The following is a 16387-nucleotide window of genomic DNA, read 5'->3' as shown; positions in this document are numbered from 1 at the left end:
AAAGTACCGCGCGGTCGCGTGCCGGCCCAGGCGGTCGTGTCACAGAATCCGTACACGGGCGGGGCCCGGGCTGGCCTGTCCAAAGACCCGCCCGTCGCCCAACTTGGGACCAGTCACAATCGGCCGCCCAACCACCTGGAGCCCGCCGTGCCAACCGATCGCCGCAACTTCCTCAAGGCCTCAGCCGTCGCCGCGGGCGCTCTTGGGCTGGAGTCCCTTCCAGGCCTCAAATCCTCGCTTTCGGCGGAGACGCTGCCGGACGAGCGCCACTTCGAGCGCGCGGTGGCGCCGCTGAACATCCTGATTCTCGGCGGCACCGGGTTCACGGGTCCCGAGCAAGTCGAGTACGCGCTCGCCCGGGGCCACAAGGTCACGCTACTCAATCGAAACAAGACGCGCCCCGACTTCTTCAAGGGAAAAGTCGAGCAGTTGATCGGCGATCTGAACGACGACGTGAGCGCGCTCAAAGGGCTCAAGTTCGACGTGGTCATCGACAACCCGACGACGGCGCCCGCCTGGGTGCGCAACGCGGCGCAATACCTCAAGGGAAACACCAAGCACTACATCTTCATCTCGACGATATCCGCGTACGCGAGCGACAAGAACGCGTGGGCCGACGAAAGCGACCCGACGCACCCGCTTCCGGAGGGTCTCGACCCGTACACGCTCGACCGCCAGAACTTCGGCCGCTACTACGGGCAGTTGAAGGCGTATTCCGAGCGGGAAGTCGACAAGCAGTATCCAGGGATCAACACGATCATCCGGCCCGGCCTCATCGTCGGGCCGTTGGATCGTTCCGATCGATTCACGTACTGGCCGTATCGCATCGACAAGGGCGGTGAAGTCCTCGCGCCGGGCGACGGAAACGACCCGGTGCAGATCATCGACTCGCGCGATTTGGCCGAGTGGACGATTCGAGTCGCCGAGAACAACACGCTGGGCGTGTTCAACGCCACGGGCCCGGTCACGCCGCTCACGATGTCGCAGATGCTCTATGGGATCAAAGCGGTGACGACGGCCGGCGCACAGTTCGTGTGGGTGCCAGCCGACTTTTTGACCGAGCAGAAAGTTCGCGCGTGGGTGAGCAGTCCGACGCAGGCGAGCATGCCGGTGTGGGTGCCCGATCGGCCGAGCAACGTCGCGTTTTCGCGGCGAACGATCAAAAAGGCGCTCGCCGCGGGGCTCACCTTCCGCCCGCTCGCCGTCACGGCGAAAGAGACGCTGGACTGGAACAAGACGCGTCCGGCCGAGGAGCTCGACGCGTTGTCGCAGGGAAAGCTGGCGGGGATCTCGGCGCAGCGTGAGGCGGAAGTGATCGCCGCTTGGAAAGCGAAGCAGGCGGGGGGCGCGACGAAGTGAGCGACGCCGCGGCGGCGAACGAAAAACATCGGGCCGGGGCCGCGCTGCTACGGCGAGTGGTCGACGTGCGCGAAGGCGAGGTGCGCGCCATGCTCACGTCGGCGCTGTTCTTCTTCTTCTTGCTGTGCAGCTACTTCGTTTTGCGTCCGATGCGCGACGAAGTCGCCGCCGCGACGGGGGTCACCAAACTGCCGTGGCTGTTCGCCGCGACCCTCACGGTGACGGTGATCCTGAACCCGATGTTCTCGGCGCTCGTCGTGCGATTTCCGGTCCGGCGATTCATTCCGATCTCATATCAGTTTTTCGTCGCCAGCATGCTGTTGTTCTACGTCGTGCTGCGGTTCTTGGCGGTGAAGGAAGGGTCGGTGGTGGACGTGTGGACGGCTCGCGCGTTCTTCGTGTGGACGGCGGCCTTCGCGCTGTTCAATACGTCGATCTTCTGGTGCCTGATGGCCGACACGTTCAACAGCGAACAGGGCAAGCGCATGTTCGGCTTCATCGGCGTTGGGGGCACGCTCGGCTCGATCATCGGCTCGGCGACCGCCGCGCTGGCGACACGCATCGGCGCGATCACGCTGCTGCTCGTGTCGGCGGCGCTGTTGGAGCTCGCCGTGCTCACCGTGATGCGCTTCCCGATGCGCGATGGCGGCGCGGCGCCGCTCAGCGGGCGCAAGCGACCGCAGGGGGAGGAGAAGGGGGAGGTGATCGGCGGGAGCGTGTGGGCTGGTTTCACGCACGTCGCCAAGTCGCCCTACCTGCTCGGAACGTGCGGCTTCATGTTGATGTTCACGATCGGTTCGACCTTCTTGTATTTCGCGCAGGCCGATCTGGTGGGACGCGCGTACGCCGACCGTTCGACGCGCACCGCCGTTTCCGCTCAAATCGAGCTGGCCGTGCAGACGCTCACCGTGCTCACGCAGATCTTTCTCACGGGTCGGATCATTCGGTGGCTCGGTCTCGCCGTGGCGCTCGCGATTCTGCCTGTCGTGAGCATCCTCGGTTTCGCGGCGCTCGGCGCGTTTCCGATATTCGCGATCGTCGCCGTCTTCACGGTGCTGCGCCGCGCCGGGAATTTTGCCGTGACGAATCCCGCGATGGAGGTGTTGTTTACGGTTGTAAAACGTGAAGACAAGTACAAGGCAAAGAACGTGATCGAGACGGTGGTGTATCGCAGCGGCGATCAGATCGGCGGGTGGGCGTACAGCGGCCTGGCGGCTCTGGGTTTGGGTCTCTCCGGTATCTCCTACGTCGGCATCCCGGTCTCGGCCGTGTTTCTGGGGCTGGGGCTGTGGCTGGGGCGGCGGCAAGGCGAGTTGGCGCGGGGTGCTACTCCGGCCGAGTCTCCCGCCGTCGCTGTTCCTGCTACTACTTGAATGGGTCTCCGCCTCGTTCGATCGTCGTGTATAGCTTGATTTAGGTGTCCGTGACGTTCGCCGGTTTCGCGTTTTCGCAGCATCGTCGTTCGGTTTTTGTGTGGCCAACCGAATTTCCGGAGTGACGAACCGAAATGCCGCTCGCGACCAGTATTCCCCGACCAAATCCCGACGAGCACATTGCCTATTATGGCAGGTACATCACGCTCGTTCCTGACGGCGACCTGGTGACCCTTCTCGAAAGCGAGATCGGAGACACCGTCGCTCTGCTGCGGCGAACGCCGGTGAATCGCGCCGACTTCGCGTACGCGGCGGGCAAATGGACCGTGAAACAAGTCGTGGGCCATATGATCGACGTCGAGCGCGTCATGTCTTTTCGCGCGCTCTGGTTCGCCCGCCGCGACGTGCAGCCGCTGCCCGGATTCGACGAAAACGCGTGGGTGCCGAGCGGCCATTTCGCCGACCGCTCGCTGGCGGATCTCATCGACGAGTTCCAAGCGGTGCGCGCGGCGACGCTCGCTTTTGCGCGCGGTCTCGATCCTGAGGCGCTCACGCGCCGCGGAATCGCGAACGGCGCCGAGATCAGCGTGCGCGCGCTGCTGTACATCATCGCGGGCCACGAACGACACCACGTAGGCCTGTTCAAGGAACGGTACTCGCTGTCGTAGTCGGAGTTCGGGGGGGGGGAGGGGAGGAGCAGGAGGCACTATGAGCCGCTCGTGGGTGTACTCGGAAGGCACGCGGGCGCTGCGTTATTCCAGCGCGTCGTTCAGCACCGTGTTCCACGTCGTCGTGATCGCCGCGTGGGTGATCGCCACGCTGCCCCCCGACGGCCTGTTGACCAAAGGGTTTGAGAATCACTCGTTTCCGGTCTATCGTCCGCCGCCGGATCGCGTGCCGACGCAGGCCGGCTCCAAGGAGTCGGTCCGTTTCATCAAGCTCGCGCCGATCGGCGTCGGGCTCGGCGACGGAGCGCACACGTTTGGCAACGCCAAGCCGACGCCCGTCGTGAAGGACACGGTGGCGAACTCGGGAAAGGACTCCGTTACCACACCGCCCGCTCCGGTGACCAAGGGCCTGGACTCCGTCTACTCCGTGCTCGACGTCGACGTCGCGGTCGTTCGCTCGGCGAGCAGCGCGGCGCCGGCGTACCCGCTCAAGCTGCTCGAGAAGCACGTCCAGGGATTTGTGAACGCGCAGTACATCGTCGACACGACCGGCTTCGCGGACACGACGTCGTTCACCGTGCTGCAATCCACGAATGCCGAGTTCACCACGGCCGTGCGCGACGTGTTACCGTACATGCGTTTCCAGCCGGCGCGCATCGGAACGTCGAAGGTGCGTCAGGTCGTCCAGCAGCAGTTCACGTTCAAGATCAACGAACCCGTGGAAGCGACGAAGCCGGGACCGAAGAAGCCGTGAAGCATACCGTTCGTCTGAAAGACGTCATCGTCGGGCATTCGGACCTCGAGCATATCGAGCCGGGCACCGGCCGCGCCTGGGGACCGTTCCGCCCGGGACTCGGCTACGATCTCGTGCAGCCGGTGTTTCGCTTGTTCGCGCGCGCGGTTCCACATGATGGCTCGCCGCGCGACGACGCGATGTTGTCGCGTTATCACGACGCGCGCGACAAGCTCGACTTGTTGCTCGAGGACCAGAGCGGCAAACGGATTTCGACGAGTACGATTCACATCGCCGACTACACGGTCGAAGCGGGCGAGCGCGCCATTCAGCTCGACGTCTTGATCCGCGACGAGACCTACTGGCGCCATCGATTGTCGAGCGCGTGACGCGTCTCACATAGCGGACGCGGCGCGACCATTGCAACCAGACCCGGCAACGTTCACGGGAGGTTGCATGAAAAAGCTCAGCTCGCTGGCTGCCGCCGCGGCTCTCGGCGTCGCGTCGCAGGCGCCGGCTCAGACATTTGGGGACGCGTCCGCGTACGTGGCGCTGATGCGCACCGCGGTCGCCGGACTTCCACCGATCGCGACCAGCACGATCCTCGGCGAACGCCAGAACGGCGCCGCGTTTTCCGCCCGGTACGGGAACGTGTCGGGAGGCGAGATTACGAATTCTCTGAACAATTTCACCGCGACGGCCGTTCTTTCCGGCGGCGGCGCCTCGAGCGTCTCGCTCACGGCCGGCGCGTCGACTCCATCGCGAGGCTCGACGGCGCTCGTCCTCGGAATCGGCGGCGACACCCGGCTGAGCGACATCCCGATGAGCGACTCGCGAAACGGGATGCTCCTGCGCGTCGGACTGAACGGCGAGTTCGGCTACTCGAAACCGACGAACGCGACCCTGCTCGCCGGATCGGTCGGACTTCCCCTGTCGCTCATCTCACGCGGGGGGCGCAACGAAATGCACGTCGTCCCGTTTCTCACGCCGGCCTTCGGCTTCGGGGACTTCAACCCGGAAAACGGCGACAGCGGGAGCGGGAGCAAATTCATGCTCGGCGGCGGCGTCGGGATCTTCAACCCGACGAGCTCCGTCGCTCTGAACCTCGCCTTCCAACACGTGTTCGTGGACGGCGGCCAGACGGAGTTCGGCCTCGGCCTCGTTCTCGGCGGCCGATAAACGGTCTTCTTCGTAATCAAGTTGGCGCTCGCGGCGCCCTATGAAGCTGTACCAAACGATACTGCTACGAATTTCGCGGATCGGGCGGATTTCGCGGAACAAACGCTCTGTTCTTTTCACCAAGCTTTGGGCTTGCCCCGGCTCGGTGGACACGGACCTAGGCGATACGTAAGCGAGCGAGTTGTCGTTCGTAGTCGACCGGACTGAGAAAGCCCAGCGCCGAGTGCCGACGTTGGTGATTGTACCATCGATCGATGAATTCCGTGAGCGCGCGGTACGCGTCGGCACGGGTCGCCCAGCGGGCCGAGCGCACCAGGTCGCGTTTCAGGGTCGCAAAGAAACTTTCGACGACGGCGTTGTCCCAACAGTCGCCCGCGCGGCTCATGCTCGCGATGATCCCGTGCGCGCTGAGCCGCGCTTGATAGGCGGCACTCGCGTACTGGACGCCGCGATCAGAGTGATGAAAGAGCCCGGGCGGCGGCCGGCGGAGCACCAGCGCCTGGTTCAGGGCGCGCAGCGTGAACGACTGCTCGAGCGTGCGATCCGCACACCACCCGAGCACCCGCCGCGAGGCGAGATCCAAGACGACGGCGAGATAGAGCCAGCCTTCGCGCGTCGGCAGGTACGTGATGTCGGCGACCCAGACCCGATCGCGCTCGCCATACGCGCTGGGCGCAAAGCGCCGCGCCAGCAGATTCGCCGCGACCGGCTCGCGATGCCCCGACCGGGTGGTGACGCGAAAGCGCCGCGGGGCGATCCCCCGCAGTCCCGCGGCGCGCATCAAGCCGGCAACGCGATTGTGACCGCACCGCACGCCCTGCGCGCGCAGCTCGGCATGGCCCCTCGGCGCGCCGTAGCGCTGGCGACTCGCCGTGTGCACACCACGAATCGCCAGGAGCAACCGCTGATTGGCCCGGGTGCGCGCGCTCACCGGCCGATCGCCGCGCCGCTGCTGCGCCGCCGCGTAAAACCCGGCCGACGACACCCCGAGCACCCGACACATGAGTCGCACGTCGAACGCGCCCTGGTGGCGCGCGATGCAGGCGGACTTCACCGCGACTCCTTCGCGAAGAACGCCGCCGCTTTTTTTAGGAAGTCGCGCTCTTGCCGCAGCCGCTCATTCTCGCGGCGCAATCGGCGACGCTCGGCTTCGGGCGACTCACTGCTCGGCGGCGGCAACGTCTCCACCACCGGATACCGGCGTCGCGTCCCCCCGCCCGGAAAAATCTCTTCCGGACTCGCGCCGGTCGGCGCACCCGCGACCTGCTTCGCCCAACTCCGCAACGCATCCGCCCCGACGTCGAGTTCGTCACTGACGCGTTGCAGCGTGAGCCCAGCCGCGAGCCGCTCGTGCATCACCCGCACGGCTTCCACCTTGAACGCCGGCGGATGGCGTCGACGCGCTCCCTGTCCCATGAACACCTCCCATGATGAGATTGAGGTGTCCACTCAAACGGGGCAACTTCAACCAGCTGTTCAAGATCTGACGGGAGCAGAACCAAGCGAGTACGCCAACCAGTGCCCGTCACCGCAGCGAAAGAACTTCAAACGCGCGACTTGCTCTCCGAAAGCGCGGATTCCAACCGATCGATCAACTCGGCTTGCGCGGAGTTGATTTTCTGCCTGGCGGTCGTGGCGTCGAACCAGGCGCAGCGGTCGATCTCCGGGTAGGTCACCCACTCGCCCGAACCGCGCGGCCACTCGGTTTTGGTGGTGTTGCTCGTGATCGTGCGCGGATCGGCGTCGCCTTCCCAGGCCCACGCGTTCACCGTCTTGCCGGCCTTCTGTTTTACGAAGCCGAGCGGGATGAAGGGCGGGGCCGGAGTGATGCCGGTCTCCTCGACGAACTCGCGCTTCGCCGCGTCGAGAACGTCCTCGCCGGATTCCACGGCGCCCTTGGGGATCGTCCAGGCGCCGCCATCGCGCCCGGCCCAGAACGGTCCGCCGGGGTGGGCGAGAAACACCTCGAGCCCTCTCGGCGTGCGCCGAAAGAGCAAAAGTCCGGAGCTCACCGCCGGTTTGGCGCTCACCGCTCGAAGGTCAACTCGAGTGAGTCGCCGGGCTGTACGGCGTGCCAGCGCGAGAACAGGTCAGCGCGCAGCGCGCGGATTCGGGCGAGTTGGTCGTCGGTCATGCGGAACGTCGGCGTCGGCGTCGCGTGTTGGTCGTAGTACGTCTCGATCTTCCAATTGAAGTCGTCGGCCGTCGCGCGCGTTCCCGTCGCGCGCTCGACGTCGAAGAACCCGACCAAAACTTCAGCCAGCCCCGCCTCTTCCGGCAACTGCCTGCCCATGCCCGGTTCGGCGAACCGCGTGATGTCCCAGCCTTCGGCGAGAAGGCCGTAGAATGCGCGTTTGAACCCGAGCACCGTCTCGACAGCGTAGTGCGTCAAGTCGTGCAAGGGGAAAAAGCCGCCAAGCTGACCGTCCTGGCGCTGCCATGTCGTGGATCCGTCCGCGCGTACACAGCTGAGCGCGGCGGCCCCATCCGTTTTCTTCTTGATGCGGATCGACAGGTCAGGCATTGGCGGACATTCGGCCGGCACGGGCTCGGCGGTGACTCGTCTCCCACCGATGACCGATGGCCAATCCGATCACCGATCCGACGATCCCACCTGTGAGCGCCCCGACGGCCGTCGCCACCTCGAAATCGATCAGTCCTTTGGTCACCACGCCGCGACGCATACCGAACAATACGACGCTCCACGTCGCCGCGCCCCACCAGAGCCCGCAAAAAACGGCGGTGCCGATTGCCCAGCCGTGAATCAGGGAAGCCCGTCGCGGCTCGTAGAAGTTGTTCGCGAGGGTGCCGAGTTGTCGTTGTGCTTCGCGCCAACCGGAATCACGACCCCAACCCGATCGCAGGATGATCAGGGACACGATCGTCGCTCCTTCGGCGAGCCAGAGCGTCTTGGTCTCACTCGCCGGAAGGAGCGCGTGCGTTTTCGTTTTCTGGAGCGCGAGGACGAGCGTGTTCGCCGCCAGCACGACGAACGGGAGAATTCCTCCCGTCCAGCCGCGCTGGCGGTCGTCGGTCACTTCCCGTTCGTCGTCATCACTGGCGGCGCCTGCTTGTCCCACACGAAGCGGTGCAGGAAGTCGCTGCTGCGGCTGAAAATGTCGATCCAGCGGCTGTGGATCAGCGACTCGTGGACGTCGTCCGGAATGACGGTGAGCTCGTAATACACGCCGCGCGCGCGCAACAAATCAACGAGACCGACCATCTGCGCGAAATCGACGTTGCGGTCGTCGTCACCCTGCTCGAGAAACACCGGTGATTTCCAGCCGTTGATGGCGCCCACGGCGGACGATCTGAATGCGAGGCTCGTCGTGTCCTGCGCATTACCATAGATGTGCACGCCCGCGAGATCGACGCCAGCCACGAACATGTCGGAGTTGCGGGCGAGCGCCTCCGCGGTGAGCAGACCGCCGTACGAGAGACCCCAGATGCCGACGCGGTTCGGATCGACGTCGGGGCGGCTCTGCAAATACTTGCCGCCGGCGACGACATCTTGGTACTCGGAGTTACCGCGTCCCTCTGTGTTCGGCGCGCGCTGGAACGAGCGTCCGTAGCCGACGCCGCTCCGGTAGTTGATCGACATCACGATGTAGCCCTGCGACGCGAGCCACTGGTTGTACGCGTACGCCCAGTGATAGAACTGCATGTAGTGGTACGCGGGGAGCATCTCGCGCGACGGACCGCCGTGCACGAACACGATCGCCGGCCGCTTTTCACCCGGCTTGAGGTCTTTCGGGAGGAAGAGCTGGTTGTGGATCTCGAGGCCGTCGGCTGCCTTCGTGAGCACGATCTGGGGCGTCACGTGCGCGGCTTGCGGGAAATCCTTCATCAGCGTCGGGAAGACGATCTTCGTGCTGCCGCCCGCCGTCGGCACGATGCCGATTGACGCCGGCTGCGCGGCGTTGAAGTACAGCACTGCCATTTGTTTTCCGGATGCGAGCGGCGTCGGCGAAACCTCGACGCCATCGTCGGTCGAGATCTGCACCGGCGTGCCGCCGGACGTCGGCACGGCCCAGATGTGCCGCTTCTCGATGTCCTTGGCGTTCGTGCAGTAATAGAAGGTCTTACCGTCCTTCGAGAACGCAGTGGTCACGAACGTACGATCGGCGACGCTGTCGTTGATCAGGCCGTCGGTCGTCGTGAGGAGCACCGGCTCGGGCTGCGGATTGTCGATGCTGACCGAGAAGTAGCGATCCCACTCGTCGTTCGGGCGCTGCGACGTGAACACGACGTGGTCGTCGGCCCACTGGAACGAGTTGATTCCGTTGAACGTCCGGTCGTTCGGCTGGTTGTGCCAGAATTCCTTCGCCTTTCCGGTCGCGACGTCGGCGATCATGAACGAGATCGTGTAGCCGCCGGGAAACGCCGCTCGGCATAGGCCGTCGATGTGCACTACCGAATCCGGTTCGCCGCCTCGACCGCCCGCGAATCCCGCCGCGGCGCCGCCGCGTCCACCGCCGCCCGCAGCCGGAGCCGGACATCCGCTCGGACCGGCCGGCGCCTCACCACCCGCGTTACCGGCGCCGCCTCGACCACCGCGCCGCCCGCCGCCGCCACCGCCAGGCGCGGGAACCGCTGCCTGACCGAAAGGCGTGTTCGCCGCCACCTGCTGGCCGAACGGCGTGCCCGGTCGGCGAATGAACGCGATCCGCTTGCTGTCCGGCGACCACACCGGCCCGCCGTCCATGTCCGTGCTCGGCGCGAGGAAATCGACCTTTCGAGTTTTCGCATCGTACACGGCGATGAACGCGTGGTTTTCACGCGTGCTCACGAACGCGAGCTTCGCTCCATCGGGCGACCACACCGGATCGCTCTGACGTCCCCATTCCTTGATGAACGGAACGCCTGCTGTGTCCATCGCCGACGTGACCGGGCGCGAAGTCTTGGCGCGATACAGCTGGCCGTCGCGCGCGAACACGACGTACCTGCCGTCGGGCGAAAGCGTCGGCGAGCCGCCGCGACCGCCGCCGCGGCCGCCCGTCGCGGTCTCGGTGTTCTCGATCGAGGCCAAGCGCCAAGCGCCCGTGCCGTCGGTCTTCGCGGCCCAAACCGATCGGTCTGGTCCGCTTGGGTCGTGCGACGGGTTCGCGACCCAACCCACGCGGTTCTGACCCGAGCCCCGGACGAAGATCGCCATCGTTCCGTCGTCCGAGAGACGCACGGAGCTGACGTCGACGCCGTCGTCGTCGAGGAACTTTGTGATTCGCACCCCTTTGAAATCCGGCGCCGCGGCCGTGTAGACGTTGCGCATGCCGCGCTCGTACACGACGTACGCGATGCGGTCGGCCTTGCGCGCCGCGCCCAACTCGAGCGGCGACGCCGGCGACAGAAACTGATCGATCGTGTAGCCCGTCGCCTTGGCGGGAGCCGCGGCGGTCGCCGCTGCCTTCGCCGGCGACTTCTTCGCCGCGGCACCGTTGGCGGGGGGGGCGGGTGAGTCGAGCTCCGTCGCCAAGGCGCCTAACCCTTTGCCGAGTTTCGAGCCGATTCCTTTCATCGGCTTGATCGGGTTCTGCGCGCCGAGCGGCATCGCGAGTGCGAGCGCGGCGACGGCGATGATCGAGTTCCTGCGAGCGGTCAGCGACATAGGGGCTCCGGAGTGCGGAGTGCAGGGAACTGAGCGGAGTTCGGGGTGCGGGGACCGGGGCGTCGTGCGCGAGTCAGCCCCCCCATGCAAGCAAACGTGCAAAAGTTCTGTCTCGTTGCGTCTAACCCATGATTCTGCGGCCGGAAACCGCCGGCCGCCAGTTTCGATACATACTATGGCGTTGCCCGGTCCGCCGCCGATCCGTCAACCTAAGCCAACCCGCTCGGAACAACGCACGTGCGTCCTGGACATCGATTGCTCGGCTGGGGCTACGCTTTCACCTGCGCGGCTTTGGTCGCGCGCGCCCGGGTCGCGCGAATGACCGTGGGAAGCTCCGTCTACGCGGCGCCCAGCACGAGCGAGGTCGAGTGGTTCCGGCAGGTGAAGCCGTACTGCAACGCGGTCGAGGTTCAGACCGTCGCCGCGCGCATGTCGCCTCCGGCGACGGTCGCCGGCGCCGGATACCACGCGGCCTGCTTCGCGCTCGCCGGCCGCATCGACGATGCGCGCCGCATCATCGACAGGCTCCCGGCGAACGACCGTTACAAGGCTGCCGGGATCGTGTTCGACGTCGGTCACCCGGTCGCCGACGCGGGCGATGACCGCTCGGCGGGCCCGATCATGGAGATGGTGGTCGACTATTGGCCGAACCACTACATGGCGCTCTATCACGCGGGGATGGCCGAGTACATGCTCGGCCAGCGCGACCTGTCGAAACACAACCTTCAGGAATTTCTAAAGTACTACCACGACCACGACGGCTGGACGGACAACGCTGTCCAGGTGCTGAAGCGTCTCGATGATCCCAACGCGGCACCGATGAAGCGTCCGATGGAGCCACCGGGATGACGGTAATCATGAATTCTCGACCGGCACGCCCGACCTGGACGAAGGCGACGACCCTGATGTTTCTCGCGGTGGTGCTTGCCGGGATGGCCGCCTCAGTCACCGTGTCACAGGTCTTCTTCCTGACGACCGTACTCGTAGTGGGCATTCTCACGCGCGCGGCTCGGGCGGAGGCCGCGGCGATTGCTCCCCCGGCGGCGAAATCGGAGTTCGTCGACTTTCCCGACGACCTCAGGCCCGTGGTCGCCCGCGCGATGTCCGCGCTGCCAGACGGTGACGCTCGACGCCTCCTGCTCGGCGTCATCGTACAGGCGCGCCCGATCCTCGCGTCGCGCTCGACGACATTTGACCCAGCGGCCGAGTCGGCGTCGCGCACCAACGTCGAAGCTCTCGTTGCCGCTTGCTGCGGCACAGCGATCGACCTCGCTCGCCTGGACGCCGCGTCGTCGACCAAGCGGTCGACGCCGTCGGATTCGACGCTCGATGCCCGCTTCGCGTCAGCGCGCGACATGCTCGTGAAGCGAATGTCCGACGCGACCGCCGCGCTGACCGCGCTCTACGCCGCCGGGCTCGAGCACGGAACGCCCGCCTCGAATCGCGTCGCCGAGCTGGCGAGTGAGGTCGGTGCCGACGCGAAGGCTCGCGGTGCCGCCGCGACGGAGATTGCGGAGCTGTTGGGGAACGGGTAGGCCGGTGGGCGGGGGGCCGGGGACGGACAACAACGACTACGGGCGGACGCTTCCGGCGCTCAAACGTTGGAGCAAGATCGCCGCGCGTTTGGTGAGCGGAGCGAGCATGCGCAGATCTGCCGTCTCCTTCTCCGTGTGGTCGTCGTGGCCCGACAACCCGACGCCGTCGATGATCATCGGCACCTTTGACGCGACGAACGACACGTCCGCCGCGCCGGCGCGTGACGGATCGACCGCAACTACGGGCCCGAACCCGAGGTCGCGGCTCGCCTGGTCGTAAAGCGCGAGAAGCCGCTTGTTGCCCGCCGTCGGGGCCATCGGCGGATAGCCCTCGTCGAAGTCGATCGTGGCCGACGTCTTCGGCAGATGCTTGGCGACGATCTCGCGCATCGTGCGCTCGGCTTTCGTCTGTTGTTCCGGCGACAGTGTGCGAAGGTCGCCCGTCACCTCCATGTGCTCGGCAACGACGTTGCGCTTGCCGGCGATGCTCCCCTCGGTGCCCGTGGTATCGACTTTCACGAGCGTGCCGCCCGCGGCGAGACCCGGGTTGAACGTGAGATACGCCTCCTTCGACAAACGGGTGTAAAACTCGGAAAGAATTCTCGACGCTTCGTACACCGCGCCGGCGCCGACCTCCGGCTTGAAGATCTGCGACGAGTGAGCGGGGTTACCCGTCGTGTGCAGGTTCCACGAGCCGGCGCTGCGTCGAGAGATGACCGCGGTCTTCGGATCCGCTGCGCCGTCCTCGAAGCCGAGGGCGTATCGCGCGCCGGTCGAGGCGTCGACGAGCGCGCGACGCGCCGCCTCGAGCGGACGACCCGCTTCTTCTTCGTCGCCGTCGAACACGACGGCCACGTTTGCCTTGTCCAACTGCCCCGCGTCGGCGAGCGCGCGCAGCGCGTAGAGGAGTATGACGTCGCCGCCCTTCATGTCGATCACGCCGGGACCGCGGGCCGTCGAGTCGTTGATGCGCTCGAACTTCTGGAACGGGCTCGAGGGCTCGAACACCGTGTCGAGGTGTCCGATGAGCAGGATCTTGGGTCCCGGACCCGGGTGCTCGGCTACCAGATGTCCGGCGCGATTGAACCCGGCGCCCTCGACCCAGCGCGTTTTGAATCCCAGCGCGTCGAACTGCGCCCGAAGCGCGTCGCCGACCTGACGTACGCCCGCGAAGTTCATCGTGCCGCTGTTTATGTTCACGATTCGCTCGAGCAACGCGAGCGATTCGTCGCGATGGGCATCGACGGCGCGGGCAATGGCGCGTTCGGTCGCCGAGAGCGACGATTGTCCGTCGGCCGAACCGCCGGAGGGAGCCAACGGCGACACGGCGATCGCGGTAGACCAGAGCAGGGCCAGACGCACGGTGAAGGGGCGCATGACGGGCAATTTATCGAAGACTCTCGTTCATCGTATGCGACCCTTCGCCCTCGTTGTGGCGGCGGTCGTCTCCGCGTGCGACCGCGCGGCGAACGGAGGCACCGAACGGAACGCGTACGTCGACACCGACTCGATGGGGGTGCAGCCGACGGCGATTGCGACGGTCCCGCTTCACGCCCGCCCCGAGTTGCTCGAGAACTCGGTCGCAGTGATGAGTCGAAGCCAGCCCGGCGTGTTCTACTCGATGAACGACTCCGACAACGAGCCGCTCGTCTTCGCCCTCGATACCGCGGGCAACGATCGCGGACTCTGGCGTGTGAGCAACGCGTCGAACATCGATTGGGAGTCTGCGTCACTCGGTCCGTGCGGCGACACGGCGCACGCGTCGACCTGTCTCTACATCGGCGACACGGGCGACAACGAATCTGTCTACCCGACGCGCGCCGTCTACCGCGCGGCCGAGCCGACCGCCGCGCAGTCCGCGGGATTCAATGGAGCTTTCGCCGCCGACAAGCTGACCTACGTCTACGCGGACGGTCCGCACAACGTCGAAGCGATGTACGTCGCGCCGAATGGCGACATGTTCCTCATCGCGAAGTCGCCGCTGCGCGCCCGCGACGGCCATCTCCGCCCCGCGCTCGTGTACCGATTGTCCGCGCAGGCGTGGAGCTCGACGAAAGCGATCGCCGAGCTCACCGACAGCCTCTCGATCGTTCCCGGCTCCGCCCCGCTCCGCGTGGTCACCGACGCGGCGCTGTCACCCAACGGCCGTCACCTCGCCGTGCGCACATACGAACAAGTCTTCGTCTACGCGACTGATTCCGCCACGGGCCGCGTCAACCACTCCGTTCCTCCGTCGATCTGCAACATCGTCGCACTCGGCGAAGCGCAGGGCGAAGGCATCAGCTGGGTCGACGACGACGGCCGTTTCATTTTCACCAGCGAGGGCGGAGCGTCGCCGCTGGTGATCGCGAACTGTCCGGTGCCGGCTGGGAGGTAGACAGGTGGACGGGTTGACAGGTGGACGGGAACGACACGACGAATATCACGCCTTGTGACCTAGGCTTTACCGGCCCACCGGCCCACCGGCCCAGCGGTCAATGCGGCCACGCCCCCAACAGCCGCCTGACCGCAATGATCTGCCCGACGTGATACGATGTATGATCGACGGCGACGATTACGGTACGCAGATACGTCTGCCCGGTGCCGTGGGGAATTCTGGTGGTGAGATCGCGGGGATCGTTGATCGTGAAATCGGCGAGGGCTTTGGTTTCGCGATGGATAGCCGCCACGCAGGCAGCCCACGCGGCGTCGTCCTTCGGCGCGGGTGACTTCGGCCAGTAGTCGTCCGGCCACTTGGGCTCTTCGTACCTCTCGTTCGTGCAGAACTCCAGCAAATCGTGCTGCGTCGCTCGAATGTGGTCGAGGAGCTCCCACGCCGAGTGCGGGAAGTTCGGCGGACGTGTGCCGCGAAGTTCCGGCGCGAGCCCCTCGATCGCGTGGTCGAGCGACGCATGCGCCTGCTCCCAGTCGAGCGACGACGCGACGATACGGCGCCATGCTTCGGTTGATGCCACCGTTCCTCCTTGCCAGAGCGGAAAATGACCTACGGCAGCCGAATCGGATCGTGGACCGCTACCGCGGATCCGTCGGCGAAAAACGCGGACGCTGGTTGAGCGGCGAAAGTCTCCGCGAACGTCGCACCGAACGCGCGCGCGACGTTGCCCACGAGTGCACCCCGTTCGATTCGACCGACCTGCCACACCGGATGAGCGACGTGATACTCCACAGTTGATCCGTCCCGCTGCTTCGTGTAACCCCAATGTCGCTGGGTCATGAAGGCCTCATCGGAGCCCGCGGCGGGTATTTGCGTGCGGCCGAGCCCTTCCGCGACGACGGCTCCGCTCGCGCGCGCGTGGCGTCCCCACCGGTACTCGGCGCGCCGCTGTCCGGGATTCAGCTCGAGAGAATGCGACATCGAGACCGTTCGGTACGGCTCGTTGTAGATCGCCCGCGCCGCGACCGCGATTTGGATTCGCGGCACCAGCTCGCGAATGAAGGTCACGGCGTGGCGCTCCTCGCCGTGGACGACTCGCTGCACGTAGAAGCGAAGATTCACTTCCTCGAACGTGCGATGAAATGGAATCGCGATTCCGCGCACGCGCGTGTTCGCGAACATGAAGCCGACTACGCTCACGTACGCCTCTCCCCGCAAGAGATGGAGCTCCGTTCCTTTCGGAACGAGGGACTCGAGAACGCCCCGCGGCACCACGTAGTTGAGCAGCACGAGATTCAGCCACTCGGCCGTGAGAAATACCGGGGCCTCCTTCACATCGCGTTGAGCGGTCGGCATGTGTATCAACAATCATCTCATCCGTTTGTGTTCGTCAAATCCGTTCTGGTCCGCGTACACCCTGTTGATGCCTGCGCGGCGGTTTGGACTTGCCCGCCAAGGCGGGCATCAACAATTGAAACACGGACACAAACGGATCCAACGGAAACAAACGGAGACTGCACTTCAGAATTGAAACGGCGCGCAAAGAGCAGACCTCAACAGG

At 65.6% G+C, this 16387-nt stretch carries 17 protein-coding genes; 9 read left to right on the top strand and 8 right to left on the bottom strand.

Annotation, left to right across the window (positions count from 1 at the left end):
• Positions 1-147 precede the first annotated feature (147 nt).
• The 6 genes from VGQ44_07940 to VGQ44_07915 all read left to right on the top strand — a co-directional run bounded on the left by VGQ44_07940 (position 148) and on the right by VGQ44_07915 (position 5312).
• Entirely contained in the window at positions 148-1359 is a 1212-nt protein-coding gene (locus VGQ44_07940) for an NAD-dependent epimerase/dehydratase family protein (GenBank protein ID HEV8446735.1), read from the top strand.
• Positions 1323-2732, top strand: coding sequence for an MFS transporter (locus VGQ44_07935; GenBank protein HEV8446734.1), 1410 nt, complete (start codon positions 1323-1325; stop codon positions 2730-2732). The genes VGQ44_07940 and VGQ44_07935 overlap by 37 nt, the downstream gene beginning before the upstream one ends.
• A gap of 134 nt (positions 2733-2866) precedes the next feature.
• A complete protein-coding gene (locus VGQ44_07930; GenBank protein ID HEV8446733.1) occupies positions 2867-3400 on the top strand; it encodes a DinB family protein in 534 nt (177 codons plus the stop codon).
• A gap of 40 nt (positions 3401-3440) precedes the next feature.
• Positions 3441-4154, top strand: coding sequence for a hypothetical protein (locus tag VGQ44_07925; protein ID HEV8446732.1), 714 nt, complete (start codon positions 3441-3443; stop codon positions 4152-4154).
• Entirely contained in the window at positions 4151-4522 is a 372-nt protein-coding gene (locus tag VGQ44_07920; GenBank protein ID HEV8446731.1) for a hypothetical protein, read from the top strand. The genes VGQ44_07925 and VGQ44_07920 overlap by 4 nt, the downstream gene beginning before the upstream one ends.
• Positions 4523-4589: 67 nt before the next feature.
• Positions 4590-5312: a hypothetical protein gene (locus tag VGQ44_07915; protein ID HEV8446730.1), complete on the top strand. Its 723-nt coding sequence runs from the start codon at positions 4590-4592 to the stop codon at positions 5310-5312.
• A gap of 157 nt (positions 5313-5469) precedes the next feature.
• Here the strand turns inward: VGQ44_07915 and VGQ44_07910 are convergent.
• The 5 genes from VGQ44_07910 to VGQ44_07890 form a co-directional block, all read right to left on the bottom strand.
• A protein-coding gene (locus VGQ44_07910; protein ID HEV8446729.1) for an IS3 family transposase occupies positions 5470-6728 on the bottom strand; the annotation gives its coding sequence in 2 pieces (ribosomal slippage) (positions 5470-6386 and positions 6386-6728; 1260 coding nt in all).
• A gap of 128 nt (positions 6729-6856) precedes the next feature.
• Positions 6857-7342, bottom strand: a complete 486-nt coding sequence (locus VGQ44_07905) for an NUDIX domain-containing protein (protein ID HEV8446728.1) — start codon at positions 7340-7342, stop codon at positions 6857-6859.
• Positions 7339-7836, bottom strand: a complete 498-nt coding sequence (locus VGQ44_07900) for a hypothetical protein (GenBank protein HEV8446727.1) — start codon at positions 7834-7836, stop codon at positions 7339-7341. Before VGQ44_07900 ends, VGQ44_07905 begins: the two co-directional genes overlap by 4 nt.
• Positions 7829-8350, bottom strand: a complete 522-nt coding sequence (locus tag VGQ44_07895; protein ID HEV8446726.1) for a hypothetical protein — start codon at positions 8348-8350, stop codon at positions 7829-7831. Before VGQ44_07895 ends, VGQ44_07900 begins: the two co-directional genes overlap by 8 nt.
• Positions 8347-10917, bottom strand: coding sequence for a prolyl oligopeptidase family serine peptidase (locus VGQ44_07890; GenBank protein HEV8446725.1), 2571 nt, complete (start codon positions 10915-10917; stop codon positions 8347-8349). The genes VGQ44_07895 and VGQ44_07890 overlap by 4 nt, the downstream gene beginning before the upstream one ends.
• A 237-nt stretch (positions 10918-11154) precedes the next feature.
• Here VGQ44_07890 and VGQ44_07885 point away from each other — a divergent pair, with 237 nt between their 5' ends.
• Positions 11155-11766: a hypothetical protein gene (locus VGQ44_07885; GenBank protein ID HEV8446724.1), complete on the top strand. Its 612-nt coding sequence runs from the start codon at positions 11155-11157 to the stop codon at positions 11764-11766.
• Positions 11767-11774: 8 nt separating this feature from the next.
• Complete coding sequence (locus VGQ44_07880) at positions 11775-12452, top strand: hypothetical protein (protein HEV8446723.1); 678 nt, start codon at positions 11775-11777, stop codon at positions 12450-12452.
• 36 nt (positions 12453-12488) lie between these two features.
• On the opposite strand, the gene VGQ44_07875 is transcribed toward VGQ44_07880, so the two are convergent.
• Positions 12489-13829, bottom strand: coding sequence for a M20/M25/M40 family metallo-hydrolase (locus VGQ44_07875; GenBank protein HEV8446722.1), 1341 nt, complete (start codon positions 13827-13829; stop codon positions 12489-12491).
• 34 nt (positions 13830-13863) lie between these two features.
• Here VGQ44_07875 and VGQ44_07870 point away from each other — a divergent pair, with 34 nt between their 5' ends.
• Positions 13864-14829 (top strand): hypothetical protein, encoded by a 966-nt coding sequence (locus VGQ44_07870; GenBank protein HEV8446721.1) that lies wholly within the window; start codon positions 13864-13866, stop codon positions 14827-14829.
• Positions 14830-14926: 97 nt separating this feature from the next.
• Here the strand turns inward: VGQ44_07870 and VGQ44_07865 are convergent, their stop codons facing one another.
• The gene (locus VGQ44_07865; GenBank protein HEV8446720.1) at positions 14927-15406 is read right to left on the bottom strand and encodes a DinB family protein; all 480 of its coding nucleotides are present in this window, start codon (positions 15404-15406) and stop codon (positions 14927-14929) included.
• A gap of 29 nt (positions 15407-15435) precedes the next feature.
• Positions 15436-16182 carry a DUF2071 domain-containing protein gene (locus VGQ44_07860; GenBank protein ID HEV8446719.1) on the bottom strand — a complete coding sequence of 249 codons (747 nt, stop codon included), beginning with the start codon at positions 16180-16182 and terminating at the stop codon, positions 15436-15438.
• Positions 16183-16387: the final 205 nt, after the last annotated feature.

The sequence above is a fragment of the Gemmatimonadaceae bacterium genome, from assembly GCA_036003045.1.
Lineage (GTDB): Bacteria > Gemmatimonadota > Gemmatimonadetes > Gemmatimonadales > Gemmatimonadaceae > JAQBQB01.
Note: the sequence above shows the minus strand (reverse complement) of the source record. Positions and strands in the feature narration are given on the sequence as shown.

Coding starts and splice junctions, on each gene's coding strand:
- VGQ44_07860 (HEV8446719.1), bottom strand. CDS start 16,182: ATGCCGACCGCTCAACGCGATGTGAAGGAGGCCCCGGTATTTCTCACG.
- VGQ44_07930 (HEV8446733.1), top strand. CDS start 2,867: ATGCCGCTCGCGACCAGTATTCCCCGACCAAATCCCGACGAGCACATT.
- VGQ44_07875 (HEV8446722.1), bottom strand. CDS start 13,829: ATGCGCCCCTTCACCGTGCGTCTGGCCCTGCTCTGGTCTACCGCGATC.
- VGQ44_07870 (HEV8446721.1), top strand. CDS start 13,864: ATGCGACCCTTCGCCCTCGTTGTGGCGGCGGTCGTCTCCGCGTGCGAC.
- VGQ44_07890 (HEV8446725.1), bottom strand. CDS start 10,917: ATGTCGCTGACCGCTCGCAGGAACTCGATCATCGCCGTCGCCGCGCTC.
- VGQ44_07925 (HEV8446732.1), top strand. CDS start 3,441: ATGAGCCGCTCGTGGGTGTACTCGGAAGGCACGCGGGCGCTGCGTTAT.
- VGQ44_07880 (HEV8446723.1), top strand. CDS start 11,775: ATGAATTCTCGACCGGCACGCCCGACCTGGACGAAGGCGACGACCCTG.
- VGQ44_07915 (HEV8446730.1), top strand. CDS start 4,590: ATGAAAAAGCTCAGCTCGCTGGCTGCCGCCGCGGCTCTCGGCGTCGCG.
- VGQ44_07900 (HEV8446727.1), bottom strand. CDS start 7,836: ATGCCTGACCTGTCGATCCGCATCAAGAAGAAAACGGATGGGGCCGCC.